At 65.1% G+C, this 24,842-nt stretch carries 16 protein-coding genes; 13 read left to right on the forward strand and 3 right to left on the reverse strand.

What is annotated here, in order from left to right; genetic code table 11:
- Positions 1-197 precede the first annotated feature (197 nt).
- A complete protein-coding gene (locus VFO25_11545) occupies positions 198-2,687 on the reverse strand; it encodes an ATP-dependent Clp protease ATP-binding subunit (GenBank protein HET9343535.1) in 2,490 nt (829 codons plus the stop codon).
- Between the two features lie 468 nt (positions 2,688-3,155).
- On the opposite strand from VFO25_11545, the gene mptA reads away from it, so the two are divergent.
- The 3 genes from mptA (at position 3,156) to VFO25_11560 (ending at position 7,272) form a co-directional block, all read left to right on the forward strand.
- Entirely contained in the window at positions 3,156-4,631 is a 1,476-nt protein-coding gene (mptA, locus tag VFO25_11550) for a GTP cyclohydrolase MptA (protein HET9343536.1), read from the forward strand.
- A 28-nt stretch (positions 4,632-4,659) separates the two neighbouring features.
- Positions 4,660-6,003 carry a diguanylate cyclase gene (locus VFO25_11555; protein HET9343537.1) on the forward strand — a complete coding sequence of 448 codons (1,344 nt, stop codon included), beginning with the start codon at positions 4,660-4,662 and terminating at the stop codon, positions 6,001-6,003.
- A gap of 99 nt (positions 6,004-6,102) precedes the next feature.
- Positions 6,103-7,272 carry a S41 family peptidase gene (locus VFO25_11560; GenBank protein ID HET9343538.1) on the forward strand — a complete coding sequence of 390 codons (1,170 nt, stop codon included), beginning with the start codon at positions 6,103-6,105 and terminating at the stop codon, positions 7,270-7,272.
- 141 nt (positions 7,273-7,413) lie between these two features.
- On the opposite strand, the gene VFO25_11565 is transcribed toward VFO25_11560, so the two are convergent.
- The gene (locus VFO25_11565; protein HET9343539.1) at positions 7,414-7,773 is read right to left on the reverse strand and encodes a hypothetical protein; all 360 of its coding nucleotides are present in this window, start codon (positions 7,771-7,773) and stop codon (positions 7,414-7,416) included.
- Positions 7,774-7,829: 56 nt separating this feature from the next.
- On the opposite strand from VFO25_11565, the gene VFO25_11570 reads away from it, so the two are divergent.
- The 10 genes from VFO25_11570 to VFO25_11615 all read left to right on the forward strand — a co-directional run bounded on the left by VFO25_11570 (position 7,830) and on the right by VFO25_11615 (position 21,184).
- Positions 7,830-9,380, forward strand: a complete 1,551-nt coding sequence (locus tag VFO25_11570) for an acyl-CoA carboxylase subunit beta (protein HET9343540.1) — start codon at positions 7,830-7,832, stop codon at positions 9,378-9,380.
- Between the two features lie 210 nt (positions 9,381-9,590).
- Entirely contained in the window at positions 9,591-11,360 is a 1,770-nt protein-coding gene (locus VFO25_11575; protein HET9343541.1) for an acetyl-CoA carboxylase biotin carboxylase subunit, read from the forward strand.
- 44 nt (positions 11,361-11,404) lie between these two features.
- Positions 11,405-12,991, forward strand: a complete 1,587-nt coding sequence (locus tag VFO25_11580) for a methylmalonyl-CoA mutase family protein (GenBank protein HET9343542.1) — start codon at positions 11,405-11,407, stop codon at positions 12,989-12,991.
- Positions 12,988-13,404: a methylmalonyl-CoA epimerase gene (gene mce / locus VFO25_11585; protein HET9343543.1), complete on the forward strand. Its 417-nt coding sequence runs from the start codon at positions 12,988-12,990 to the stop codon at positions 13,402-13,404. Before VFO25_11580 ends, mce begins: the two co-directional genes overlap by 4 nt.
- 85 nt (positions 13,405-13,489) lie before the next feature.
- The gene (locus tag VFO25_11590; protein HET9343544.1) at positions 13,490-14,218 is read left to right on the forward strand and encodes a class I SAM-dependent methyltransferase; all 729 of its coding nucleotides are present in this window, start codon (positions 13,490-13,492) and stop codon (positions 14,216-14,218) included.
- Positions 14,219-14,539: 321 nt separating this feature from the next.
- Positions 14,540-17,212, forward strand: a complete 2,673-nt coding sequence (locus VFO25_11595) for an EAL domain-containing protein (GenBank protein HET9343545.1) — start codon at positions 14,540-14,542, stop codon at positions 17,210-17,212.
- Between the two features lie 35 nt (positions 17,213-17,247).
- Entirely contained in the window at positions 17,248-18,417 is a 1,170-nt protein-coding gene (locus VFO25_11600; protein ID HET9343546.1) for an efflux RND transporter periplasmic adaptor subunit, read from the forward strand.
- Complete coding sequence (locus VFO25_11605) at positions 18,414-19,352, forward strand: ABC transporter ATP-binding protein (protein HET9343547.1); 939 nt, start codon at positions 18,414-18,416, stop codon at positions 19,350-19,352. The genes VFO25_11600 and VFO25_11605 overlap by 4 nt, the downstream gene beginning before the upstream one ends.
- The gene (locus tag VFO25_11610; protein ID HET9343548.1) at positions 19,349-20,473 is read left to right on the forward strand and encodes an ABC transporter permease; all 1,125 of its coding nucleotides are present in this window, start codon (positions 19,349-19,351) and stop codon (positions 20,471-20,473) included. Before VFO25_11605 ends, VFO25_11610 begins: the two co-directional genes overlap by 4 nt.
- Positions 20,474-20,722: 249 nt before the next feature.
- Positions 20,723-21,184 (forward strand): transposase, encoded by a 462-nt coding sequence (locus VFO25_11615; GenBank protein HET9343549.1) that lies wholly within the window; start codon positions 20,723-20,725, stop codon positions 21,182-21,184.
- Between the two features lie 259 nt (positions 21,185-21,443).
- Here the strand turns inward: VFO25_11615 and VFO25_11620 are convergent, their stop codons facing one another.
- Positions 21,444-24,743 (reverse strand): efflux RND transporter permease subunit, encoded by a 3,300-nt coding sequence (locus VFO25_11620; protein ID HET9343550.1) that lies wholly within the window; start codon positions 24,741-24,743, stop codon positions 21,444-21,446.
- Positions 24,744-24,842 lie beyond the last annotated feature (99 nt).

Genomic DNA, 24,842 nt, shown 5'->3' on the forward strand with positions numbered 1-24,842 from the left:
GGCGCGAATCGCAGCAGCATCCCAACGAGTGGTATAATGCATGAGGAGCCCTCCGGGTGGTGTGTGTTCACAACAACACCGTTCCGGAAGGGCTCTCTTCGTACCTCAGGTGTGTGGGGAGTACACTTTACGGTCGACCGCGGTCTGCCTTGAAGGGTCGTCCCCGGTCGAGCTAAAGCTCGACCGCTACAGAACCCTTAGCCGGTTTGCGTAGGTTCCGGAGCCGGCGGTTTGAGGGGCTCGCCGAGCTTTTGGAAGATGGTCTTGCCATCTGCGGCATCGAGCAAGATATGGTCGCCTACCTTGAACGTGCCTCGCAGCAGCTCTTCGGAGAGCGGATCCTCGACGAGCCGCTGGATCGAGCGGCGCAGCGGACGCGCGCCGAACGATGGATCCCAGCCTTCTTTCGCGAGCAGTTCGCACGCGGCTTCGGTCGCTTCGAGCGTCATGTGCTGGTTCTCGAGCTCGCGGACGACCTTCGCCAGTTCCAGCTTGACGATCGCCTTGATCTGGTCCATGTCGAGCTGATGGAAGACGACGACTTCGTCGATGCGGTTCAAGAACTCCGGCCTGAAGAGATGCTTGATCTCCTCGAGTATCTTGTTCTTCATCCGCTCGTAGCGGATGGCCGACGAGCCCTCTTCCTTGACGGGCCGGAAGCCGATGTCTTTGCTCGTCTGCATCCCGGCCGATCCGACGTTGCTCGTCATGATGATGACGGTGTTCTTGAAGTCGACGATGCGGCCCTGAGAGTCGGTCAGGCGGCCGTCCTCGAGGACTTGAAGCAACAGATTGAAGACGTCGGGGTGCGCTTTCTCGATCTCGTCGAGCAGCACGACGCTGTAGGGACGGCGCCGCACCGCCTCGGTGAGCTGGCCGCCTTCTTCATAGCCGACGTACCCTGGCGGCGCGCCGACCAGCCGCGACACCGCGTACTTCTCCATATATTCCGACATGTCGATGCGGACCATCGACTCGGAATCGTCGAACAGGAACTCGGCGAGCGTGCGCGCGAGCTCGGTCTTGCCGACGCCGGTGGGTCCGAGGAAGATGAACGAACCGATCGGACGTTTCGGGCTCTTGAGACCGGCACGTGCGCGACGGATCGCGCGCGTGATGACGGTGATCGCCTCGTCTTGGCCGACGATGCGCTTGTGTAGCGCCTCCTCCATGTTGAGGAGCTTGATCGTCTCTTCTTCCTTCAGCTTGCTGACCGGGATGCGCGTCCACGTCGAGACGATGTGCGCGATCTCCTCAGGGCCGACGGTGTTGACCTTCTCGCCCTTCTGGTTGCGCTTTTCGATCCAGTCGGCTTCCATCTGCTGCTTCTTCGCGCGCAGCTTTTCTTCGCGGTCGCGGATCTGTGCGGCTTTCTCGAACTCCTGCGCCTTGATGACGTTCTCTTTTTCCGTCTTGACCTTGCGGATCTCGGTCTCGAGCTCGCGGATCTCCGGCGGCAGCGACGTCGCCTGCAGGCGGGCGCGCGATGCGGCTTCGTCCATCAGGTCGACGGCTTTGTCGGGCAGGAAGCGATCGGTGATGTAGCGGTCGGATAGGCGCACGGCGGCCTCGAGCGCTTCGTCGCTGATCTTGACGCGATGGTGCGCCTCGTAGCGGTCGCGCAGACCCTTGAGGATCTCGATCGCCTCGTCGAGCGACGGCTCGCCGACCATGATCGATTGGAAGCGGCGCTCGAGCGCGCTGTCTTTTTCGATATGCTTGCGGAACTCGTTGAGCGTCGTCGCGCCGATGCATTGGAGTTCGCCGCGCGCGAGCGCGGGCTTGATGATGTTGCTCGCGTCGATTGCGCCTTCCGCGGCGCCGGCACCCACGAGCGTGTGCAGCTCGTCGATGAAGAGGATGATCTCGCCGCTCGCACCGCGGATCTCGTCCATGACGCGCTTCATCCGCTCTTCGAATTCGCCGCGATACTTCGTGCCGGCCACGAGCCCCGCCAGGTCGAGCGTGATGACGCGCTTGTCGCGCAGCGGCTCGGGCACGTCGCCCGTGATGACGCGCTGCGCTAAACCTTCGGCGATCGCGGTCTTGCCGACGCCCGGCTCGCCGATCAGCGCCGGGTTGTTCTTCGTGCGCCGCGAGAGGATCTGGATGACGCGCTCGATCTCGGTGTTGCGCCCGATGACGGGGTCGAGCTTGCCTTCGCGTGCCAGTTGCGTCAGATCGCGGCCGTACGCGTCGAGCGTCGGCGTCTTGCTCTTGCCTTTCGAGGCGGTCTGCGTCTGGGTTTCGGCGCCGAGCAGCGACGTCGTTTGGACGCGGACCTTCGCCGGGTCGACGCCGAGGTTCATGAGGACGCGCGCGGCGACACCCTCGCCCTCGCGGATGAGGCCGAGGAGCAGGTGCTCGGTTCCTATATAGTTGTGGTTGAGCTGGCGCGCCTCTTCGAAGGCGAGCTCGATGACGCGCTTCGCCCGCGGGGTGAACACCATCTCTTGCTGGACGGTCTGGCCGCCGCGGCCGACGATCGCCTCGACTTCAGCGCGGACCTTCGCGAGATTGACGCCGAGCGTCTCGAGCACTTTCGCGGCGAGGCTTTCGCCCTCACTGATGATGCCGAGCAGTATGTGCTCCGTGCCGATGTAGTTGTTGCCGAGGCGCTGCGCTTCTTCTTGCGCCAGCACGATGCTGCGCCTCGCTCGCTCGGTGAACGGTTCCCACATCGACATCTTGGACTCTCCTCTGCAGCTCGTTTCGACGGAATGGCCGAAAACTGCTTTCTCTATACGAATCTACGTTTGGTATCGGCGTTTTGGTTCGAAATCTCTCCTTGACCTAGACGAAAGGCTGGTGAAAATATGGCGAAAGAACAGCAAAAGGGAGGGCGCGTAACCCTCCCGAGAAACGGACTTTCGTCCATAAAGCGCCTCAAGCGAGCTCGGTCCTTGCTGTACTGTAGCCCGTACCGGCCGGGAATCTTATCGGCTTTCGGTCGATCGGGTCTATGCCCTATCGCTACGCCCGGGTTTTACAATCCGGATGCGGGTTGAATGCCAACCCGCTCGCCGATCAGTACGCCTTGGAGCGGATCCCTTGAGGCTACTCGAATGATACCGCCGGGATTTCACGCGTGTCAATCTTTTTTTGACGGGATGGCACGAAAGACCAGCGAAGGTTTCCGCATAGAGAGAGAACTCGTGACGCCCGTCGCGATCGGGCTCGGATCGAACCTCGGCGATCGCCAAGCGAATGTTGCCGGCGCATTGCAGCGCTTGCGCGCGTTCATCGATATCGAACGCGTGTCGTCCGCCTTCATCACGACGCCCGTCGGATACCGCAACCAGCCGGATTTCCTGAACCTTGCGTGCATCGGAACGACGGCGCTTGCGCCGCGCGAACTCCGCGTCCGTCTGCGCGACGTCGAGCGCCGCGTCGGGAGGGGAGCTGCGGTGCCGATGGGACCGCGAGCGATCGACCTCGATCTTCTTCTATACGGCGAGCTTCGTATCGAAGATGAAGACCTCACGATCCCTCATCGCGGCCTGCAGGATCGCGCGTTCGTCCTCATCCCCTTGGCCGAGATAGCGCCCGATTGGCGTGACCCGGTGACCGGCTCGACCATCAAGCAGCTCGCATCGCGCGTCGACGCGAGCGGCGTCACTCGCTCAGAGGGCGGCCTCCTTCCTCGACTGCGACGCGACATCCAAGAGCAGCGGCCGGCCGTCTCGCTCGCGCTCGATCGTGCGGGCGTGACGGGCGTGAAGACGCTCATCGCGCTCGACGATCGCAAGACCGGTCGGCAGCAGACCGCGATCGCCATTTTCGACATCTTCGCCGACCTCGATGCGACGCACAGCGGCGTACATATGTCGCGCTTCTCGCAAGACCTAGAAGATGCGCTCGCCGACCTCACGGCGCAAACCGCGTACGGCGGTCTCGACGCGCTTGCCCTCGACCTCGCGGAACGCGTCGTCGCCAGCCAGCGTGCGGAGCAAGCATACGTCCGCGCGCGCGCCGAGATCGCGCTTCCGCGTCACACGCCGGCGAGCGGCATCGCGACGCATGAGTTCTATACCTTGCTCGCACGTGCGGTCGCCGCTCCGGATCATCGTCGCCGCGTCGTGGGCGTCGAGGCGGATGGCATCACCGCTTGCCCGTGCGCGCAAGCGATGGTCGCCGACGCGTCGCGCGAACGTCTGACCGCGGCCGGTTTCGGCGCCGACGCGGTCGAGCGCATAATGGCCGCCGTTCCGATGGTGACGCATAATCAGCGCGGACGCGGACGTCTGCTCGTCGGCGGCGAGGGCGACGTCGATCCGGCGGTGCTCGTCGAGATCGTCGAGCAGTCGATGTCGTCGGAGACGTACGATTTGCTGAAGCGGCCGGACGAGCTTTTCATCGTCGAAAAGGCGCACCACGCGCCTCGCTTCGTCGAGGACGTCGTCCGCGAGATGCTTCGCTACGCGTGCGACGCGTTCGTCGATATGCCTGTAGATAGCTTCATATCAGCTCGGCAGATCAACTTCGAAAGCATCCACAAGCACGACGCGCTGGCGGAGTCCGGCGGCACGCTCTCAGAATTGCGACGCGAGCTCGCCGGCGAGACATCGGTGAGCCATACCCGCCTAGAAGACTGGCTCTACCCGGCAGGCGCGCGTTTGGACGCCCGATAGCTAGGGCATCACAGCGAGGTCGGGACGCATGGCGGCGCCGCGGCGTCGTCGAATGCTCGGCCATTTGGAGCACTGGGGGCGGACGGTCATGATGCCCGCAAAGCGCGACGCGCGCACGAAGACGGACCATGAGGACCGCTTCCGGCATCTCGTCGAGAACGCGTTCGACATCATACTCGAGTGCGCGGTCAGCGGCCGGATCCTCTACGTCAGCCCGAACATCGTCGATGTGCTCGGCTACGAGCCGGAGCAGATCATCGGCACGTTTCTCGTCGACCATCTCCACCCGGAAGACGCCGACCGCGGCCTCGAGGCGTTTGCGATGGCGGTCGGCGACGGCGATCGCATCCACGAGACGCTCCGCTATCGCAGGGTCGACGGCACGTGGCGTCACCTTGAAGGGCGCGGACGCCCGTATCGAACGCAAGCGGGCAAGCTGCGCGTCGTCATCATCGGACGCGACGTGACGTCGGAAGTCCAGGCTGAGGAGAAGTTGCGCAACGTGCAGCAGCGCCTCGAACTGCAGCTCCGCCGCCTACCGGTCGCGGTGATCGCTTGGGATGGCGACGGCGTCGTCACCGAGTGGAATCCGGCGGCAGAGCGGATGTTCGGCTATACGCGAGCCGAAGTGATCGGGCGCTTCGCGGGTCCGCTCATCGAATCGGTGAGCGCGGCGGGCGAGCCGTTCGTCCAGACGATCGATGCGGCCGACGACGGCAGCGAGCCGTTCCGCGTGATCTCCACCAATCGGACGAAAGCGGGCGATCCGGTCGTCTGCGAATGGAACATCGTGCCCATGCATGACGGCCATGGCGCGATGAGCGGAGTCATCGCGATCGCCGAGAGCATCTCGGAACGCGAGCGCGCACGGACGCTCGAAGAGGCGGCGTATAAAGATCCGGTCACGGGTATGCCGAATCGCCGGCTGTTCGACGACAAGCTCGCGGCGGCAGCCGACGCGACGCGGCGACGCAGCGACACGTTTGCGGTGCTCTACATCGACCTCGACGATTTCAAGCGGATCAACGATACGCATGGCCACCATGTCGGTGACGCCGTGCTGACGGCGGTCGGGCTCCGTCTGCGCGTCTGCGTCCGCGAGACCGACGTCGTGGCGCGACTCGGCGGCGACGAGTTCGGCGTCATCCTCTCAAGCCTTGAGGGCTCGGAGTATGCGGAAGAGGTCGCCGAGCGCATCCTCGCGACCGTGCGGCAACCCCTCGTCGCGGCGGATCGGATATTCGAGGTCAGTGCGAGCATCGGGATCAGCAAGTTCCCCGACGACGGCGCGGACGCGACGGCGCTCCAACGCAAAGCGGACGCCGCGATGTATCGCGCGAAACAGAAGGGCAAGTTCACCTTCTCCCTCTGATCAGCCGAGGCGGCCGACGACGACTCGACAAGTATGAACTGGGAACTTTCCGCAGCGCCATATCTGCCTATCCACCGTCGCCGGATACGCCGGCGTCGCATGATCTTCGCGATCGTCGCTCTCGCCGTCGCGCTGCCGGCCTATCTCTATTACCGGCACGTCGCTGCCGAGTCGATGGGGACGCGCGTGTTCGATGAGGTCGAATCCTCGGTCGCGGAATCGTACTACGATCCTTCGTATCACGGTCACGTCTGGCAGGCGGTCGCGGCGCACTATCGGCCGCTCATCGTCGGCGCACCGGACGTCACCGCGCGTTACGACGCCCTGCACGAGATGCTCGCCGTGCTGGGCGACAGCCACACGATCGCATTCTCGCCGCTCGAGGTCGATCGCATCGACCGTCGACCGGACGCCGGCGCTGCCGGCGCCCTCATCTCGCTGATCGACGGCCATCAGGTCGTCATGGCGGTCTCGAATCACTCGCCGGCGCAGCGCGCGGGTCTGCGCCGCGGCGACATCGTCGTGGCCGCGGATGCCGAGCTCGGACCGCCGGGTACGCTGAAGCACTACGAATTGCGCGATCCGGTCACAGGCAAACTACGTCACACGTCGCTCCGGCTTGCGCCCGCGGTGCTTGTCGACGATCCTCGCGGACCGGACGTCGACTGGGATGTCGCAGCCGCGGGCGTCGGTTATCTGCGCATCGGCTCGTTCCCGGAAGCGATCGATGACGTACTCGGCTGGGCGATGGAAGAGGTCGGCAAGGAGCCTGCGCTCGTGCTCGATCTGCGATCGAACCCGGGCGGGATGCTCGACGCGGTCGACGATACTGCCGGCATGTTCCTGTCCAAGGGAACCCTCGTCGTCACCGGCTGGCGGCGCGTCCACTGGTTCGGTCCGCAGCGCTTTCTCGCAAGCGATGCTGCGGGCGTTCATTATGCGGGCGCGCTCTACGTGCTCGTCGACGACAGCAGCGAGAGCGGCGCCGAGACCCTCGCCGCAGCCCTCCAATCGTACCATCGCGCGACGATCGTCGGCGTGAGGACCTCCGGTAAGGTCATGGGCGTCGATCTCGAGGAGCCGTTGGCGGACGGCGGACTGCTCCGGGTCGCGACCCTCGACATGATCGCGCCGAGCGGTGTTCGGCTGGAAGGTCGTGGCGTCACACCGGACGTCGTCGTCGTGCGCACACCGCGCGACGTCGCTCGCGGCGTCGATCCGCAGCTGCGCACCGCGATCGCCCTCGCGCAAGACGCGATCAAAGACTAATCAATTTGCTAGGGAGCGGTCGAGATTTATCTCGACCGCCGCAGACCCGCCTTATGACCGCTCGTCTCCGGTCGAGCTAAAGCTCGACCGCTACATTCACTGAGACCGCGGCGGTCGAGATAAATCTCGACCGGTCCCATATCATCTGTTCGTGCCGACCGTCGCAAGAGCAGACCGCAACTCGTCCAAACCGAGGATCGTCGCGCGCGGGGCACTGGCGCGCGTCTCGTTGTATTCCGCAGACGGCACGTCGACGAGATAGACCGGGATGTTGCGCGTGTTGAAACCGTCGCCGAGATAACGCGCAGCTTCGCGGGCATGGCGCGATAGGATCGCGCACGCGATGACGATGACGTCGGGCCGCTCCTTCGTGATGAGATCGAAGAACGCGGGCCAGCGCGGCTCGCCTTCGACGACCGTCGCGCCAAGCGATGCGACTGCCGCGCGACGCGCGGCGCACGCAGGATCGGTGTCGAATTGCAAGAGCGCGATCTTCGCCATGACGCGCTTTTCGAGCGGCGGGTAGCGCCGCCCCTTGCGGGGAACCGTGTCGCTCGATGAGCCACAAGTCAGAACTAGACCAGCTCAGAGCGAAGCGTGCTCAAGCGGCGGCGCCCGCAGGTGAAGCCGCGAACGAGCGGCAGCACGAGCGCGGCAAACTTACGGCGCGCGAACGTGTCGCTCGCCTCCTCGATCCGGATTCCTTCGTCGAGCTCGACGCCTTTGCGGTTCACCGGACCGACGCGTTCGGGCTCGCGGAGAAGCGCTACGTCGGCGACGGCGTCGTCACCGGATACGGAACCATCGACGGTCGTCGCGTCTTCCTCTTCTCGCAAGACTTCACGGTGCTCGGCGGTTCGCTGGGTGAGGTCTTCGCGGAGAAGATCTGCAAGGTCATGGATCTCGCCGTGCGCACGGGTTGCCCGGTCATCGGCATCAACGACTCGGGCGGTGCGCGCATACAAGAAGGCGTCGTCAGCCTCGGCGGATATGCGGAGATCTTCTGGCGCAACGTCCAGGCGTCGGGCGTCGTGCCACAGATCTCCCTCGTCGCAGGACCCTGCGCCGGCGGCGCCGTCTACAGCCCTGCGATCACCGACTTCATCTTCATGGTCGACAAGATCTCGCAGATGTTCATCACCGGGCCTGAGATCATCAAGACGGTGACCGGCGAGGAGGTGACGTTCGAAGAGCTCGGCGGCGCGCTCACGCACAACCGGAAGAGCGGCGTCGCGCACTTCCTCTGCGCCGACGAAGACGACGCATTCGAGCAGATCCGCCACTTGCTCTCGTTCCTGCCGCAGAACAATCTCGACGATCCGCCCGAGGCGGAGTCATCCGATGACCCGCGACGCACCGACCCAGGGCTCATCGACATCATCCCGCCGTCGGCGAACATGCCGTACGATATGGTCGACGTCATCCACCGCGTCGTCGACGACGGCGATTTTTTCGAAGTGCAGGCGCTTTACGGCGGCTCGCTCGTCGTCGGCTTCGCGCGCCTCGGCGGCCGCAGCGTCGGCATCGTCGCGAATCAGCCGGCGGTCCTCGCCGGCGTTCTCGATATCGATTCGTCGATCAAAGGTGCGCGTTTCGTCCGCTTCTGCGACGCGTTCAACATCCCGCTCATCACGTTCGTCGACGTCCCCGGGTTTCTGCCGGGCACGAATCAAGAGTTCGGCGGCATCATCAAGCACGGGGCGAAGCTGCTCTACGCGTTCGCCGAGGCGACTGTGCCGAAGCTGACGGTCATCACCCGCAAAGCCTACGGCGGCGCCTACGACGTCATGTGCAGCAAACATATCCGCGCCGATTTCAATATCGCGTGGCCGACTGCCGAGATCGCGGTCATGGGACCGCACGGCGCGGTCAAGATCATCCACCGCGATGAGATCGCGAAGGCGAAAAACCCGACCGCTCGCGAGGAAGAGCTCGTCGCCGAGTACGTCGAGCGCTTCGCAAACCCGTACGTCGCCGCGGAACGTGGTTACATCGACGACGTCATCGATCCGGCGATGACGCGGCCGGTGCTGTGCAACGCGCTCGAGATGCTGCGGACCAAGCGCGTCGCGCGGCCGGCTCGCCGACACGGCAACATACCGCTATGAGGATGACCGCCGACGAGTCCGCCGCGGTCGCACTCGCGCTCGCGGCGCTTCGCGCGCGATCCGCGCCGGCAGCAGCAGCGTCTCGGCGGAGAAGCCGCTGGTCGTCTAAAGCGCCGCGCGATCTCGAATCGATCGGCGGCGTTTCTCAAGCGAAACAAGATGGTCTTTCGCCTTGGGCCGGCGCAGCTCGACGCGAGGCGCTCCGCGACGATGTTTGACAAGGTCCTCATCGCGAATCGCGGCGAGATCGCGCTGCGCGTCATCCGCGCGTGCAAGGAACTCGGCGTCGCGACCGTCGCGGTGTACTCCGACGTCGATCGCGACGCGGCGCACGTCACCGCGGCCGATGAGGCGTATCGCATCGGGCCGCCGCCGGCAGCGCAGTCGTACCTCGATTTCGATGCGATCATCGAGACCGCGAAACGAAGCGGTGCGGACGCCATCCACCCGGGCTATGGATTCCTCGCCGAGAACGCCGCCTTCGCGCGGCGTTGCGAAGACGAAAAGCTTACCTTCATCGGACCATCCGCCAGCCTTATCGAAATGATGGGCGACAAAGTCGCCGCGCGCAACGCGGCCCGGAAAGCGGGCATGCCGATCGTGCCCGGCACGACCGAACCGGTGCGGTCGCCCGAAGATGCGAAGCGCCTCGCGAAAACGATCGGCTATCCGCTGGCGATCAAAGCAGCGGCCGGCGGGGGCGGCAAGGGACTGAAGGTCGCGCGCGACGCCTCGGAAGTCGATCAAGCGTTTTCTCTCGCCGCGAAAGAAGCCGCGACGTATTTCAAAGACGGCACGGTTTACCTCGAGCGATATCTCGCGCGGCCGAAACACGTCGAAGTCCAGGTGCTCGGCGACAAACACGGCAACGCGGTACACGTCGGCGAGCGCGACTGCTCGCTCCAGCGGCGGCATCAAAAACTCGTCGAGGAGACGCCGGCGACGATCGCCGACACCGTCCGGCAACGTCTGCTCGATGCCGCGCTCGGGCTTGCCAAGACGATCCGCTACGACAGCGCCGGCACGATCGAGTGCCTCGTCGAGGGCGACGAGTTCTTCTTCCTCGAGATGAACACGCGCATCCAAGTCGAGCATACGATCACCGAGGCGGTGTGGGGGCTCGATCTCGTCAAGGCGCAGATCCGCGTCGCGGCCGGCGAAGCGCTCTGGTTCTCGCAAAAAGAGCTCGCGCCGCGCGGACACGCGATCGAATGCCGCATCAATGCCGAATCCCCGGCTTTTGGTTTCCGGCCGAGCGCAGGGCGCATCGACGTGTTCGCGCCGTCGGCGGGCCCCGGCATCCGCGTCGACGCGGCGGCATATCCAGGCTGGGTCATCCCTCAAGAGTACGATTCGCTGCTCGCGAAGCTCGTCGCGTGGGGCGAGGATCGCGAGGAGGCGCGGCGCCGCATGCTGCGTGCGCTCGGCGAATTCGTCGTGAGCGGCGTCGACACGACCATTCCGTTGTTCGACTTGCTGCTCTGCGACGAGCGCTTCGTCCGCGGTGACTATGCGACGCCCGACGTCGAGTCGTTCGTCGATCGCCACAAAGAACGGATCGCGGCGCATGTCGCCGAGCGCAAATCGACGGCGATAGCCGGCACGATCGGCGAGCCATCGGCCGAAACCGACCAGGGCCGGACCGTTACCGTCGAAGTGAACGACAAACGTTTCGATGTGCGAGTCTTCGGCGACGGACCGGGCACCTCGAGCGCGCGCGCGAAAGCGCCCCGATTCAAGGCCCCGAAGAGGGTAGCGGCCGACGCCAACCGCGTCACCGCGCCGATGCACGGCATCGTGGCGGACATCAAGATCGCGCCCGGCGACTCGGTGCGCGACGGCCAGGTCGTCGCCATCGTCGAAGCGATGAAGATGATGAACGAAATCGTGGCGCACCGCGAGGGCGTCGTGAAGTCCGTGGACACGAACGTCGGCGACACCCTTGAGACCGGCGCTTCGATCCTGACCTTCGAGGCGTAAGGTGCGCACAGGCCGCGCGCGGCGCGTCTGCGAACAGCCGTCACATGCGCGAACGCTCGACGGATAGCGGCATCCCGATCGAACCGGTATACGCGTCCGCGGATGTCGCCGATCTCGACCTCGCCAACGAGCCGCTGCCGGGCGAATTCCCGTTCACGCGCGGCATCCAGCGGAGCATGTACCGCGGCCGCCTGTGGACGATGCGGCAATACGCCGGCTTCGGCGGTGCTCGCGAGTCGAACGAACGCTATCGCTACCTGCTCGCGCATGGCCAGACCGGCCTTTCAGTCGCTTTCGATCTTCCCACGCAGATGGGCTACGACTCAGACGCGCCGCAAGCGGCGGGCGAGGTCGGGCGGACGGGGGTCGCGATCGCGACGATCGACGACATGGCGGCGCTCTTCGACGGGATCGCGCAGGACGAGGTGAGCGTCTCGATGACGATCAACGCACCCGCCGCAATCCTCCTCGCCTTCTACCTCGCGCTCGCCCGGCGCCGCGGCACCCCGTTCGACAAGCTCACCGGCACGTCGCAGAACGACGTGCTCAAAGAGTACGCCGCGCGCGGCACGTACATCTACCCGCCGAAACCCTCGATGCGCCTCGTCACCGATCTCATGTCGTACTGCGCGCACGAGGTGCCTGCGTGGAACACGATCTCGGTGAGCGGCTACCACATCCGCGAGGCGGGCGCGACGGCGGCGCAAGAGCTCGCGTTCACGCTATGCAACGGCCGCGCGTACGTCCGCGCGGCGATCGATGCGGGTCTCGACGTCGATCGCATCGCACCGCGCATCTCGTTCTTCTGGAACGCGCACAACGATTTCTTCGAGGAGATCGCCAAGTTCCGCGCGGCTCGCGCGCTGTGGGCGCACATCGTGCGCGACGAGTACGGCGCGAAAGATCCGAAGTCGTGGATGATGCGTTTCCACACGCAGACCGGCGGCTCGACGCTCACCGCGCAGGAACCCGACAACAACGTCGTCCGCGTCACGCTGCAAGCGCTCGCGGCCGTTCTCGGCGGAACGCAATCGCTCCACACGAACGGTAAAGACGAAGCGCTCGCGCTGCCGACCGAGGCGTCGGCGAAGGTCGCGCTGCGCACCCAGCAGGTCATCGCCTACGAAAGCGGCGTCGCCTCGACGGCCGATCCGCTCGGAGGTTCGTACTACGTCGAGCGGCTCACGTCGGATCTTGCCAAGGCTGCGCGCTCGATCATCGACGAGGTCGACGCGCGCGGCGGCGCCATCGCGGCTATCGAGAGCGGCTGGATGCAAGGACAAATAGCCGACAGCGCATATCGCGCGCAGCAGTCGATCGAGCGCGGCGATACGATCGTCGTGGGCGTCAACAAGTTCGCGGACTCGCAAGCGGGCTCGACGCGGGTGCCGCTCCAACGCATCGATCCAGCGATCGAGCGAGCGCAGCGCGAACGGCTCGCCGCATTTCGCGCGGGCCGTGACGGCGAGCGCGTCGCGGCGCGTCTCGCCGACGTCAAACGCGCGGCCGAGACGGATGCTCCGCTCATGCCGCAGTTCGTCGACGCGGTCGACGAGGGCTGCACGCTCGGCGAAGTGTGCGATGCGATGCGAATCGTATTTTCGACGCACCGGCCTGTCGTCGTGAAATGATCGACGGCCGCGCGCTCGATCACGTCGCCATCGTCGTCGCTGATCTGGCGGAGGCCGAGCGCCGATACGCATCGCTCGGCTTCACCGTCCGCTATCGCGAGCGCGTCGAGGATCAAGGCGTCGATATCGTCGGCATGCGGGCCGGCGACGGCTCGATAGAATTGCTGCGGCCGGTCGCAACCGATTCGCCGCTCGTCCGCTATCTCGGCGACAAGCCATCCCGGCTCCACCACTTCGCGTACCGAGTGCCGGACCTCGTGGCCGAGCTCAAGCGCCTCGCATCGCAGGGCGTGCGTCTGATCGACGAACGGCCTCGACGCGGCGCGCACGGCAATCTCATCGCGTTCATCCATCCGTCGGAGACAGGCGGCACGCTCGTCGAGCTGTGTCAACCGCCAACGGACTCTCTATGACGGGCCGCGGCGGTCGAGCTAAAGCTCGACCGCTACAAGCCCATTGAGGCAGGTCCTGTACGGGCCCCGCCTAAACGCTTGATGCATGTCCGAAGCTTGGCAAGAGTCGGATTCGAAAGTGTTTGCGGACCTCGGCCGCATCTACACGCCGAACCGCGACGAGATCGAATCGACGATTCTCCGGCTCATCCCCGCGCGACCCGACGAGCGTTTCTGGTGCGTCGACGTCGGCGCCGGCGAAGGCTGGTTGAGCCACCGCGTACTGCAGCGCTTCAATGGCGCGCAGGTCATCGCGCTCGACGGCTCGCCGGCCATGCTCGCGCGAGCTCGCGAACGGCTCGCACCGTATGGACAACGCGCGATCGTCCGTGAATTCCGGCTCGAATCCGACGCCTGGATCGCGCCGCTGCCCGGCGGCGTCCGCTGTTTCCTCAGCAGCATCGTGCTCCACCATCTCGATCCCGAAGCGCGCTGGACGCTCTTCCGCAATCTCTACCGCCGGCTCGAGCCCGGCGGCGCGCTGCTCATGGCGGATCTCATCGCGCCGTCTAGCGAAGCCGAACGCGATTACGCCGCCGAGTTCTGGGATGCCGAGGTGAAGCGCCAGTCGACCGAGATGACGGGAAGTCTGCTCGCGTTCGATCGCTTCGACGGCGACCAGTGGAATTGGTACCGGCACCCCGATCCGGGCGATCGCCCGTCGCGGCTGCTCGATCAGTTGAAGTGGCTGGAAGAGGTGGGATTCGTCGGCGTGAGCGCGTTTTGGCTGCGCGCAGGTCACGCGGTGTTCGGGGGCTTCAAGGCAAGGCCCTGAGAGGCTAAGGCGCTACAGCCACCACGGGCGCTTGCTGCGAACGACGCCGTTCGCCAGGATCGGCACGACAATCGCCAGCGCGACCGCGCTGAGTATCCAACGCACGTGACTCGACTCCCCACTCCACCCACCGGTTGTCAATAACCCTATCATCGGAGCCGCCCGCCGCGAAGGTGATGGCTTTCCCTTTCGCATGGGCGTAAGCCCCATCACACTTAGGACTTTTTGCGCCCCGCCACACCGGACGAGGGCGCCTGCGCGCCCCGGAAAATGCGGCCGGAGCCCTCTGCGCGCTGCGAATCGTTCGATAAATATGGATAGATGGAAAGCGACACCGCGACCGAGCAGGTCCAGGCGCGGCCGATGCCGCCGCTCCGCCGCGCGTTCTTCGGCGCGGCGGCTCGCGTGCTTTCGGCGTTCGCTCGAGTGCTGCCCAAGCCGCGGACGGCGACGCCGATCGCGATCGACGACGCGCATGACGAAGAGCAGCGCTTCCGCTGGTTCGTCACAAGCAGCCAAGACATGCTCGTCGAGATGTCGGTCGACGGGCGGCTCATGTACGTCAGTCCGAATTGCGCTTCGATCGTCGGCTACGAGCCGCACGAACTTCTCGGCCGGTCGATCTTCGAATTCACGCACCCGGACGACCTCGCGCAGTCGAGCGCGTCGCTTGTCGCGACGGTCGGCGGCAAGCCCGTCGGTGTGAAGCTGCGCTACAAGCACAAGAGCGGGCAGTGGCGTTGGTACGAGGGCTACCGCCGGCTCTACCGCCGATCGAACGGCGACGTCCGCATCGTCACGATCGCGCGCGACGTCACCGAGCGGCGCAACGCCGAAGACGCGGCGCGACAGTCCGAAGCTCGGCTGCGCCTTCACGTCGAACAGACGCCTGTCGCGGTCATCGGTTGGGATAGCGAGGGTCGGATCGCAAGCTGGAACCCGGCCGCCGAATCGATCTTCGGGTTCACCGAGTCCGAAGCACTCGGCAAGGACGGGCAGGCGCTTCTCGGACGCCCGCGGCCGGGCGGCGCGCAAGGCAGCCGCGTCACGCGCGATGCGACGACGAAGGCGGGCACGCACATCATCTGCGAGTGGAACGACACGCCGCTCGTCGCAGTCGACGGCTCGCTCGTCGGCGCGACCTCGATGGTCCAAGACGTCACCGATCGCATGCGCGCGCAGGAGGCGCTGCGCGACAGCGAAGCGGCGATCCGCTCGCTGTACGAGGTGACATCCGCGCCGCACATCGACCATTACGACAAAGTCGACGCGGTGCTCGCGATGGGCTGCGCCTTCTTCCACCTCCCTTCGGGCATCATCACGCGCATCGACGGCGATGAGCTCGAGATCTTGTCCGCGCAATATCCCGACGAGCGCTTCAAGCGCGGCGCGCGCTTCAAACTCGCGACGATGTACTCCGGTCGAGTCGTCGCGGCAGGCGAGACGGTGGCGATCCACGACGGCCGGACGCCGGACTGGGAGAGCCATCCGGCGCACCAGACGTTCAAGCTCGAGGCCTACATCGGCACGCCGCTGCGCGTCAGCGGTCAGGTGTATGGCACGATCAGCTTCGCCGGGCCGGAACCGCGCGCGACGCCGTTCTCCGAGACAGAGATAGATTTCATCAGGCTCATCGCGCAGTGGCTCGGCCTCGCGATCGAGCACCGCAACGTCGAAGATGAGCTGCGGCACAACGCGCTTCACGACGCGCTCACAGGTCTGCCGAATCAGCGCCTCTTCTACGATCGCGTCCAGGTCGCGATGGCGCAAGCAAAGCGCTCGAATGAGAAGGTCGCGGTGTGCTTCCTCGACCTCGACCGCTTCAAGGTGATCAACGATACGCTCGGCCATCGCATCGGCGACGGGTTGCTCCAAGAGGTGTCGGCGCGCATCTCGACGACGCTGCGCGAAGGCGATACGCTTGCGCGTCTCGGAGGCGATGAATTCGTCGTCTTGCTGCCCGATGTCGGCGATGCCGCCGCCGCGGGCAAGATCGCGCAGCGCCTCCTCGACTCGCTCGAAGCGCCGGTTTCGATCGATGGTCGCGAGCTTTTCGTCACCGCGAGCATCGGCATCAGCCTGTATCCCGATGCCGGAGCCGACCCGGAGACGCTCGTCAAGCACGCCGACTACGCGATGTATCGCGCGAAAGAGGTCGGCCGCGCGACGTACCAGCTCTACACGCCGACCGATGCGAAATCGAACGAGCGGCTCGCGCTCGAGACGTCGTTGCGCCGCGCTGTGAAGAACGGCGAATTGCTGCTCCACTATCAGCCGCAGATCGACATCTCATCGGGCAAACTCGTCGGCGTCGAGGCGCTCGTCCGGTGGGAGCGGCCGGGCCTCGGCCTCGTGCCGCCGTCGGAGTTCATCCCGATCGCTGAGGAGACCGGGCTTATCGTATCGATCGGTTCGTGGGTCATCGAGGAGGCGTGCCGTCAAGCAGCCCAATGGCGCCAGCTCGGCTTCCCGGCGTTCAAGATGGCTGTGAACGTGTCGGCGCGTCAGTTCCGCCATAAGTCGTTCGTCGAGTCGGTCGATGCGGTGCTCGCCGCGCACGGGCTTGACCCGTCGAGCCTCGAGATCGAACTGACCGAAAGCATCACGATGCATGCGAGCGACGTCGAGCTGCTCGCGTTCGAGGAGCTCAAACGCATCGGCGTTCGGCTCGCCCTCGACGACTTCGGCACCGGCTTCGCGTCATTGTCGAATCTCAAGCGCTTTCCGGTCGATGTCGTCAAGGTTGACCGCACCTTCGTCACCGACTGCCTGAACAGCACGGACGACGCGGCGATCGTCAAGGCCGTCGTCTCGATGGGCCACGCGCTCCGCCTGCAAGTGACGGCGGAAGGGGTCGAAACGCGCGAGCAGCTGGCGTTCCTCCAGCTGCTCGGCTGCGACAGCGCACAAGGCTTCTTCGTCGGCGCGCCGATGCCGGCAGCGGATCTCGAACGGCTCGTCGCGGCGCGGATGGGCGTCTTTCCGGCCGCCTAAAGGTATTCGCTTCGGCGGCATCTATTTAGGTCGGCATGGACGAGCCGACGACGCCGCGTACATCGCTCGCACTCGCTGCATCCCTCGCCATCCTCTCGGTCACCGGTTGTTCGAATCATCGCGATGCGTTCGCTTACAGCGGCACGGTGCAAGCGGATTCGGCATCGGTCGGCTCGACTGCGGGCGGGCGCGTCACGACGATCGCGGTTTCCGACGGACAACGCGTTAGCAAAGGTCAGACGATAGTCGCCTTCGACGATCGTCAATTGCGAGCCGGCTATCTCGCGGCGATCGCGGCTCGCGATCAGGCATACGCGCAGCTCCGAGACCTCGAGGCCGGACCGCGCGCGGCCGATATCGCAAAAGCCGAGGCGAACGCGTCGCAGGCGGACGCCGCGTACGAACAGGCGCGCGTGAACCAGCCGCAAACGGTCCAGGCGGCGCGCTCCGCCGAGGAATCGGCGAAGGCGGATGACGCCGCCGCCAACGCGGCGAGCGCCAAAGCGACGCGCGACGAGGAGCGGTCTCAAACGCTCTTCCAGGAAGGCGCCATTTCAGCGCAGGCGATGGACGCATCGCACGCCGCGGCCGATTCGGCCCGCGGCGCCGCGCAAGCGGCAGATGCGCGACTTCGGCAAGCGGTAGCGCAACTCGATTCGGTCGAACACGGATCGGCCGCGCAAACCGTCAACTCGGCGGCGGATGCCGCCGCAGCTGCGCACGCAGAGCTGTCGCTCGTGCTCGCGGGAACGCGACCCGACCAATTGCAGCAAGCGAGAGCCGCCGCTCGGGCGGCAGACGCGAACGTCGCCGCCGCGTCCGCTCGGCTCGATGAAGCGCGTGTGGCCGCTCCTGCCGACGGCGTCGTCGACGGGCTCGACCTTCGGCCGGGCGATCTTGTCGCAGCGGGTGCGGCGGTCGCGCAGGTCGACGAGTTCGGCGACCCATGGGTCCGCATCTACGTGACGCAGTCGGACATGCAAACCGTCAAGGTCGGTGCGCCGGTGCGCGTCAGATCCGACGCGCTTGCCGGCCGCACGTTCGACGGTCGTATCGAGACCATCGACGCGCAAGCGCAGTTCACGCCGCGCGACGTGCAGACCGCGGAAGACCGCGCCGATCTCGCTTTCGGCGTCAAGGTCCGCATCGCCGACCCCGACCGTGCGCTCCGCGCCGGAACGACGGTCGACGTCGCGCTGCCGTGACCGTCACGATCGAGACGAAGGCGCTCACGAAGCGCTACGGCGTCCATACGGTCGTCAACGGCATCGACCTTCGGATCGAGTCGGGTTCGATCTTCGGTTTCCTCGGACCGAACGGCAGCGGCAAGTCGACGACGATCAAGATGCTGTGCGGGCTCGTAGCGCCGACGTCGGGAAGCGCGTCGGTGGACGGGCACGATATCGTGCACGATGGTGACGGCGTCAGGCTCGCGATCGGGTACATGTCGCAATCGTTCTCGCTCTACGGCGATCTGACGGTCGATCAGAACCTCGAGTTCTATGGCCGCGCATACGCGCTCGAGGCGGTTGCGCGTGAGCGGCGCAAACGCGAGGTGGCGGAGCTCACCGGCGTCGAACGCTTCAAGGACCAGCAAGCGCAAACGCTGTCGGGCGGATGGAAGCAGCGCCTCGCGCTCGCCTCGGCGTTGCTGCACGACCCACAAGTGCTCTTCCTCGACGAGCCGACCGCGGGCATCGATCCGGTCGCTCGTCGCGACCTATGGGATCTGTTGTTCAAGCTCGCGGGCGATGGCCGGACGCTGTTCGTCACGACGCACTATATGGACGAAGCCGAGCGGTGCACGCGCGTCGGCTACATCTACGACGGCGATCTCATCGCGCAGGGAACGCTCGACGAGTTGCGCGCGCTGCCGGGCGTCAACGCGCCTGGCACCGTTCGCTATTTCGTACGCTCGGATCGGGTGATGACGGCGTTCGCGCGTGCGCGCTCGCTGCCGTACGTCCGCGACGTCACGATCTTCGGCCGAGATCTCCACCTCGTCGTGTCGTCCGACGTCGACTCCAAGCGTGTCGCGTCGGACCTGTCTGAAGCGGGAGTGTCGATCGTCGAGCGGATCGAGCCGTCGCTCGAAGACGTCTTCGTCGCGTTGACGCGCGCTCGGGCGAACGTCGCATGAGGCGTCCGTTCGACCTTCGCGGATTCGGCGCGGTCTTGTACAAGGAACTGATCCACGTCGTCCACGACCCAACGACGCTCGTGCTCGCGCTCGCGCTGCCGCTCCTCCAGCTGCTCATATTCGGTTATGCGATCAACACGCGCGTCGAGCACATCGGCACCGCATATCTCGACGAAGACCACGGTCAGATCGCCGTACGTGTGCTCGACGCCTTGCGTGCGTCGCAGGATTTCAACCTCGTGTACGAGGCTGGATCGCGCGAGCAGCTCCACGAGCTCATCGTCGCCGACAAGGTGAAGATCGCGATCGACGTTCCGCCGAATTTCTCGGCCGACGTCATCGCGGGAAGACCTGCCCAGCTCCAGGTCCTCATCGACGGCTCGGACTCGTCGATCGCAGACGTCGCGCTCGCTTCGGCATCGTCGATCGGCTCGGCGTTGAGCGCTCAGCTCGACCCGCGCTTGAGCGTGACGCCGCAGCTCATCGACGTGCGGCCGAGGACGCTCTTCAATCCGAGCCTGCGCAGCGCGAACTTCCTCGTGCCCGGGCTCATCGGCGTCATCATGCAGATCATCACGATCTTCTTGACGGCGCTCGCGATCGTCGGTGAGCGCGAGCGCGGCACGCTCGACCAGCTGCTCGTGACGCCCATCGGCTCGACCGGTCTCATGCTCGGCAAGATCGTGCCGTACGCCGCGATCGGGTTCGTCGACTTCCTCGGCGTGTTCGCCGCTATGCTGTTCGTATTCAAAGTGCCGATCGCCGGTAGCGCGCTGCTGCTGCTCGTCCTCGCGATCGGGTTCTTGCTCGCGGCGCTCGGCTTGGGTCTGCTCGTCTCGAGCGTCGCACGCTCGCAGCTCCAGGCGATGCTCATGACGATGGGCATCATGCTGCCGTCGATCTTGCTCTCGGGCTTCTTCTTCGAACGCGACGCGATGCCGTGGATCATGCAGCTCCTCGGTTATGCGATTCCGCTGACCTACTTCCTCGAGATCCTCCGCGGCATCATCTTGCGCGGCGCAGGCCTTGCGGAGCTCTGGCCGTCGGTCACCGCGATGCTCTCGCTCGGCTTGTTCCTCGTGATCGTCGCATCGGTCCGCTTCGCCCGCACCACATCATGACCGCTTGAGAGACTGGGGAGCGGTCGAGATTCATCTCGACCGCCGCGGCCTCGCACGTAAGGAAAAGGGGAGCGGTCGAGATGCTCTGAGTAAAGGGGAGCGGTCGAGATTCATCTCGACCGCCGCGGCCTCGCACGTAAGGAAAAGGGAGCGGTCGAGTTGCTCTGAGTAAAGGGGAGCGGTCGAGATTCATCTCGACCGCCGCGGCCTCGCCTGGACGATAGGTTCAAGCGAAGTGAAGCCCTTATCATGAGATTTCACAGGACACCACCGCGCCTTGAAGACGTCGACTATGCTCAGGATTTAACGTACCTCATCACATTCTGCGTCGCCGACAGACGCGCGGCGTTTTCTGAGTCAACTATCGCGTCGATCGCGACCGAAGAACTGCGCCACTTTCGCGATGCCGGTTTGTACTATCTCTACGGATACGCCGTTATGCCCGACCACATTCACGCGGTCATGCGTCTGCGAAAGGTCGGCATCCACCTATCGAAGGTTGTCAGAACGCTGCGCGCCGCCATCACGATACGAGTTCGCAGACTTATCGATGGATTCGAGTGGCAGCGCGGCTATCACGAGCGGATCATACACGGTGTGAGAGAATGCCGAGAAACGGTCGACTACGTTCTTGCGAACCCTTTCCGGGCCGGCCTCGTAGCAGCTCACGAACAGTACGAATACTCAGGGATTGTCGATCGTTGGCGTTGACTCGGCTAGACCGCGGCGGTCGAGATGAATCTCGACCGCTCCCCCAACCTACGTGTTTTGGCCGCCCTCATCCCAACCGGTTAGACCGCGGCGGTCGAGATAGATCTCGACCGCTCCTCAACCTACGCGGCTCGACCGCTGCCATCCCAGTCGGCTAGACCGCGGCGGTCGAGATGAATCTCGACCGCTCCCCCAACTTAGTTGTCTCGACCGCTCCCCCAACCTACGCGCCTCGGCTGCCCCCAACCGCTCGCAGCGTTTAGTCGCCGGCGTCGGTGCCGACGAGCTCGATCGTGTCCTCGCGTTCGAGGGTCGGCGTGGTCGCCATAAGGCGACGGTTGACGAAACGGCCGCCGGAGCGGTTTGCGACGGCGAGGTAAAGCGTCGGGACGACGAGCAACGAGAGGAACGTCGACGTGACGAGTCCGCCGATGACGACGGTCGCGAGCGGTGCTTGCGTCGAACTGCCTGCCTCGATGCCGAACGCAAGCGGCAGCATGCCGCCGCAGGTCGCGAACATCGTCATGAGGATGGGCCGCAATCGCATCGGCCCCGCGCGCATAAGGGCGTCGCGAGCGGACAGACCCTCTTCTCGCAGCTGGCGCGTGAATTCGACGACGAGGATCGCGTTCTTCACCGCGATGCCGACGAGCATGAGCGAACCGATGAATGCGGTGAGGCCGAAGGCGCGATTCGTGATGAGCAGCGAACTGATGATGCCCACGAGCGACAACGGGATCGATGTCATGATGATGAGCGGATCGACGTACGACTCGAACTGCGCGGCGAGCAGCATATAGATGAGGAGTATCGCGAGGCCGACCGCCAAGTACATCCCGCTGAAGCTGTTCTGACCCTGGACGATCTCAGGGCCATATTGCCAGCGATAGCCGTCGGGCAGGTGCATGCCGTCCATGACGACCGCCGCGTCTTTGAGAATCGGCCCGAGCGGCCTTCCCGAGATAGGCGCTTGGATCTCGATATTCCGTTGACGGTTCAGACGGCTGATCGCAGACGGGCCGAAGCCTTGCGAAAGAGCCGCGACGCTGCCCAGCGTCAGACCGTTCGACTGCGCTTGCGATCCGCTCCCGACCGGGTTTGCGCCGGTCGGATCGTACACACCCGGATTCGAAGAACCGCCGGCCGACGTGGTCCCACCTGAGCCGTTCGCGGCACCGGCCGGCAGCTCGAGTTGACCCAGCGCGTTGAACGAGCGCCGCTGCGCCGCGGGCAGTTGCACGATGATCGGATATTGGATGCCGTTGACCTGGAAGAAAGAGGCCGTCGAACCATTCGTCGCCGTATCGATGAAGCCGGCGAGGTCGCCCGTGCCGAGCCCGGACATCATCGCCTTCGTGCGATCGATCGCGACATCGACCTCCGGCTGCGCTTCGGTCACATTCGTGTCGGGTTGACCGACGCCGGGTATCTGCGCGAGTCGCGACATCGCGTCGTTCGAAAGCGCCTGTAGTCTGTTGATGTCCGGTCCGAACAACTCGACCTCGAGCGCGGTCTGACCCTGCGATATCTGGCGCTGGACGATGTCGATGGTCTGACCGCGGACGATAGATCCGGCAAGCGCGGCGCGGAGCTTCGGATCCGAGCTCCTGCCGGAAAGCTTCGCGTTCCACTCGTGGACGAATGACGCCGCCGCGCTTGCGCTCGTTCCGGGCTGCAGCGTTACCTGCAGCGTCGCACGGTTCGTGATCGGGCGAGCCGACGTGAAGCCGGTCTGGCCAACGGTGGACCCGACCGCGACGACGCGTGGATCTTTGCGCAACGCCGACTCGATGACGCGAGAAACGGCATCGGTGCGCGCGAGCGCATCGCCGTTGGGCGTCTGCAGCCCGATGGAGACGAAGCGTGAGTCGGACGCCGGGAAGATCTCCGTCTGCACGACGCCCGCGAGCAGCGAGCCGAGCGCTATGACGAACAAGCCGATCGCACAGCCGAGCACCGCACGCGGCCGATCGAGGCAGAAGCCGAGCGCGCGCCTGTAGGTATCCTCGAACCGCGCATATCCGTGGTCGAATCGCGCGCCGAAGGTGCGGCGTCCATCATCGCCGTCTGCCGCCGTATCGCGACGGCGGAGGATGCTGGCGGAAAGCATCGGCACCGCGGTGACGGCGACGAGAAGCGAGATACCGACCGCGCTCATGACGACGATCGCGAACGGGGTGAAGATGAGCCCCTGCAATCCGGGGATGAGCATGAGCGGGAAGAACACGGTGATGACCGTGATCGACGATGCGAGGACCGCCGTGAAGATCTGCGTCGTCGCCTTTTCCGCCGCCGCGACCGGCGCGTTTCCCGCGCGCAGGAAACGCGAGATGTTCTCGATGACGACGACGGCATCGTCGACGATGAGGCCGACGCCGAGCGCGACGCCGCCGAGGGTCATGACGTTGAGCGACTCATGGAGGAGGTATGCGACGAAGAGCGTGCCGAGGATCGAGACCGGCAGCGATACGGCGACGATGACCGTCGACCGCCAAGAGTGCAGGAACAAGAGGATGATGAGCACAGCGAGCACCGCACCGTAGATCGCCGTGTGCTCGAGCGATGCGAGCGCGCTCAAGATGAATTCGCGCTGATCGAGCATCGTCTCGAAGTGCATCTGCGGATACGACTTGTGGATGTCCGCGAACTTCGCCGACAGCTCGTTGGCGACGGCGACGATGTTCGCGTCGGGTTGTGCCGTGATGTTGAGGAGCACCGACTGCTGACCGTTGAGTCGGGAGAAGACGCGCTGTTCTTGGATGCTGTCCGAGACGCTCGCGATGTCCTTGAGCCGTATCGCCGATCCGGCTTGGACCGCGATGACCGTATCGCCGACGTCGGCGGCGGATTTGTAAAGCGCGCTCGTGCGGATGCCGTATTCCTCCGGCCCGATCTGGATGATGCCGGCGGGAATGTCGACATTCTCGTTCGAGATGCGGTTCATGACGTCCGTGAGCGTCAGTCCGATCGCAGCGAGCTTGTGCTCGTCGGGCTGCACCATGATCGCGCGCTGCGCCGCGCCGGAGACGCTGACGCTGCCGACGCCATGGACCGAGGCGAGCTCGTCGGAGAGCTGGTTGTTGATGATGTCGGAGAGGTCGCGCTGCGTGCGCGCGGGATCCGTCACTTCGAGCGTGAGTATCGGCAGGGCGTTCGGATCCGCCTTGATGATCTGCGGCTCTTGCAGCGCAGGGTCGTTCGGCAGCGACGCGCGGATGCGTGCCACCTGCTGCTGGACGTCGACGGCGGCGACGTCGATGTTCGTGCCGTAGTCGAACTGGATGCGTACGCTCGAGACGCCCGGCGCCGAGGTCGACTCGAGGATGTCGATGCCGGACACCCGGCTCACCGCGTTCTCGATCGGCCGCGTCACGGTCGACTCGATCGTCTCCGGCGATGCATTCGTGTACAGAACGGTGACGAATACGACCGGGGGTGCGAACGACGGCAACAGCGCGACTGGCAAGCGTGGAGCTGCGAAGATGCCGAGGACGACGATCGCAGCCGAGAGCATCGTCACCGCGACCCTGCGCGTGACGGCGAAACGAGCGATGGACATTAGTGCGGGGAGACCTCGAGATCCACGATAATTAGGCTCCCGATTCAATGCGGGCGAGAACCTACCATTTTGTGCCGAGCTTCGCTCGGCCGGTCGAGA

It is taken from the genome of Candidatus Eremiobacteraceae bacterium (assembly GCA_035710745.1).
Lineage (GTDB): Bacteria > Vulcanimicrobiota > Vulcanimicrobiia > Eremiobacterales > Eremiobacteraceae > JANWLL01.

Coding starts and splice junctions, on each gene's coding strand:
- VFO25_11590 (HET9343544.1), top strand. CDS start 13,490: ATGTCCGAAGCTTGGCAAGAGTCGGATTCGAAAGTGTTTGCGGACCTC.
- VFO25_11615 (HET9343549.1), top strand. CDS start 20,723: ATGAGATTTCACAGGACACCACCGCGCCTTGAAGACGTCGACTATGCT.
- VFO25_11565 (HET9343539.1), bottom strand. CDS start 7,773: ATGGCGAAGATCGCGCTCTTGCAATTCGACACCGATCCTGCGTGCGCC.
- VFO25_11580 (HET9343542.1), top strand. CDS start 11,405: ATGCGCGAACGCTCGACGGATAGCGGCATCCCGATCGAACCGGTATAC.
- VFO25_11555 (HET9343537.1), top strand. CDS start 4,660: ATGGCGGCGCCGCGGCGTCGTCGAATGCTCGGCCATTTGGAGCACTGG.
- VFO25_11570 (HET9343540.1), top strand. CDS start 7,830: ATGAGCCACAAGTCAGAACTAGACCAGCTCAGAGCGAAGCGTGCTCAA.
- mce (HET9343543.1), top strand. CDS start 12,988: ATGATCGACGGCCGCGCGCTCGATCACGTCGCCATCGTCGTCGCTGAT.
- VFO25_11575 (HET9343541.1), top strand. CDS start 9,591: ATGTTTGACAAGGTCCTCATCGCGAATCGCGGCGAGATCGCGCTGCGC.
- VFO25_11545 (HET9343535.1), bottom strand. CDS start 2,687: ATGTCGATGTGGGAACCGTTCACCGAGCGAGCGAGGCGCAGCATCGTG.
- VFO25_11595 (HET9343545.1), top strand. CDS start 14,540: ATGGAAAGCGACACCGCGACCGAGCAGGTCCAGGCGCGGCCGATGCCG.
- VFO25_11600 (HET9343546.1), top strand. CDS start 17,248: ATGGACGAGCCGACGACGCCGCGTACATCGCTCGCACTCGCTGCATCC.
- VFO25_11620 (HET9343550.1), bottom strand. CDS start 24,743: ATGTCCATCGCTCGTTTCGCCGTCACGCGCAGGGTCGCGGTGACGATG.
- VFO25_11560 (HET9343538.1), top strand. CDS start 6,103: ATGATCTTCGCGATCGTCGCTCTCGCCGTCGCGCTGCCGGCCTATCTC.
- VFO25_11610 (HET9343548.1), top strand. CDS start 19,349: ATGAGGCGTCCGTTCGACCTTCGCGGATTCGGCGCGGTCTTGTACAAG.